The sequence below is a fragment of the Frankia sp. AgKG'84/4 genome, from assembly GCF_023242965.2.
Taxonomy (GTDB): domain Bacteria; phylum Actinomycetota; class Actinomycetes; order Frankiales; family Frankiaceae; genus Frankia.
Genome location: NZ_JALKFU020001262.1, coordinates 1 through 2,310, shown reverse-complemented (window position 1 = coordinate 2,310; position 2,310 = coordinate 1). Strand labels below are relative to the sequence as shown.

The 2,310-nt window shown below is 70.8% G+C and carries 2 protein-coding genes; both read right to left on the bottom strand.

Annotation, left to right across the window (positions count from 1 at the left end):
* On the bottom strand, nt 1-1,358 hold a 1,358-nt coding region (locus MXD58_RS29440), incomplete at its 3' end, for an NAD(P)/FAD-dependent oxidoreductase (RefSeq protein ID WP_250611418.1).
* A gap of 177 nt (nt 1,359-1,535) precedes the next feature.
* Nucleotides 1,536-2,310, bottom strand: a 775-nt coding sequence (locus MXD58_RS29435) for a uracil-DNA glycosylase (protein ID WP_284679002.1), incomplete at its 5' end; no start/stop codon positions are given.

Below are 2,310 nucleotides of genomic sequence, written 5' to 3'. Positions count from 1 at the left end.
GCGCTGGCGACGCCGGCCGCCTCGGTGGCCGGCGCGACGGCGGCCGGCGACCCGTTGGCCGCTCGGCGGAACTCCGCGCGGGGGTCGGCGAAGGAGCCCAGGGAAACGATCTCACGGCGGAAGAACAGTGCCAGCGTCCAGTCCGCGACCACGCGGGCCTTGCGGTTGAGGGTCGGCACCCGGCTGAGGTGGTAGGTGCGGTGCATCAGCCAGGCTGGCCAGCCACGGAGCCTGATTCCATAGATCTCGGCCACACCCTTGTGCAGGCCCAGGGAGGCCACCGACCCGGCGTAGCTGTGCTCGTAGGGCCGGATGGGCTGCTGGCGCAGCTCGGCGAGAATGTTCTCGGCCAGCCGGCCGGCCTGCCGGACCGCGTGCTGGGCGGACGGGCCGGTGGTCGCCCCCTCGCCCTTGGTGAGGTCGGGTACGGCCGCGCAGTCGCCGGCGGTCCAGGCGTCGGCGACGCCGTCGACCTGTAGGAAGGCGGTGGCCCGCAGCCGGCCGTGATCGTCGAGCGGAAGGTCGGTGCGGGTGAGCACCGGGTTGGGCTTCACCCCCGCCGTCCACACCACGGTGCCGGCGTCGAAGCGCTCCCCGTTGTCCAGCACGACCCGGCCGTCCACCAGGCTTTCCACCCGGGTATTCAGCTTCACCGCTATACCGCGGTGCTCCAGTTGCTTCACCGTGTACAGCCCCATTGCCGGCGAAACCTCCGGCAGGATACGACCGGTCGCCTCGACGAGAACCCAGCTCATTTCCGCGGGATTCAGGTCCGGGTAAAAGGAGCACGCGTCGCGGGCCATGTCCTCGAGTTCCGCCAGCGCCTCGATGCCGGCATATCCGCCACCAATGAAAAGAAAGGTGAGCGCACGGCGGCGCACCGCCGGATCGACGGCCGACGCCGCCGCGTCGAGTCGGCTGATGACCTGGTTCCGAAGATAGATGGCCTCGGCCGCGCTTTTGAATCCGATGCCCTGCTCGGCGAGTCCGGGGATCGGCAGGGTGCGGGCGATGGAGCCCGGACACATCACCAGGATGTCGTAGGCGAGGTCGAAGCTGTCACCCAGCTGCGGCTGAACGACGGCGGTCCGTCGCGCATGACTCACGGACAGCACGGAGCCGCTGACGATACGGCAGCCTTTCAGCACCTTACGTAGCGGAACTACCACATGACGTGGCTCAAGGTTCCCGGCGGCCGCCTCCGGAAGAAACGGCTGATAGGTCATGTAGGAGTTCGGCTCGACCACCGTGATGGTCGCCTCATCCTTGCGTAGCCTGCGCGCGAGCCGCAGCGCGGTGTACATGCCGACGTATCCCCCGCCGACGATGAGGATGTGCGGTGCGCGGCCATAGCCCATGTGAAAAACGGTACCCGCAGGCATGCTCTTACACCCTGGCACCGGACGATCGGCGGGTAATTTTCCGTGACGCACGACACCAATTCGGACAACTTTCGGCGGGCCCGTCCACCGCGTGAGTGCCATCGCTCACCCGCTGTGTTGGCGCCGCCAGGCGCCGGTTAGCCGGGAGCCCGCTCAACCTACTTCGGCAAGCGACGCCGCCGCCCCGAAAACCGTGTCCAGCATCACCTCGGTGAGCCGACCCGTGAAGGTGTTTTGCTGGCTCGGATGGTAACACCCGATGACCGTCATCCCGCCGGCGAGCCCGACCCGGGCGTCGTGCCCGAACGGCACCCGCCGCGGCGGTCCCGCGTAGCCGGCCTCTCCCAGCGCCGGCCACAGCGCCGTCCAGGCGAACCCGCCGAGTACGACAACGACCCGCAGCGACGGCCGCACCAGCGCCAGTTCCCTGACCAGCCAGGGTCGACAGGCGTCCCGCTCCCGCGTCGTCGGCCGGTTCAGGGGCGGGGCGCAGCGCACCGCGGCGGCGATCCGGGTGGCCCGCAGCCGCTGGCCGTCCCCGGCGGCAACCGACGTCGCCAGCGTTGCCAGCCCCACCCGGTGCAGCGAGGCGAACAGCCAGTCACCGCTGCGGTCGCCGGTGAAGATCCGTCCCGTCCGGTTACCGCCGTGGGCGGCCGGGGCCAGCCCGACGACCAGGATCCGGGCGTCGGCCGGACCGAACGAGGCCACCGGGCGACCCCAGTACGGCTGGTCCGCGAACGACGCTCGGCGAACCACCGCGACCTCCTCCCGCCACGAGACCAGCCGCGGACACGCCCGGCACACCGACACCCGGGCGTCGAGTGCACCGCAGTCGACCGCGGCGGCGGCCAGCGCCCGCGCGTCTGCCGGGGAGGCCGCCACCGGCGTGCCCTGCTCAGCGGGGTCGCCCGGCCAGCCGGTACCC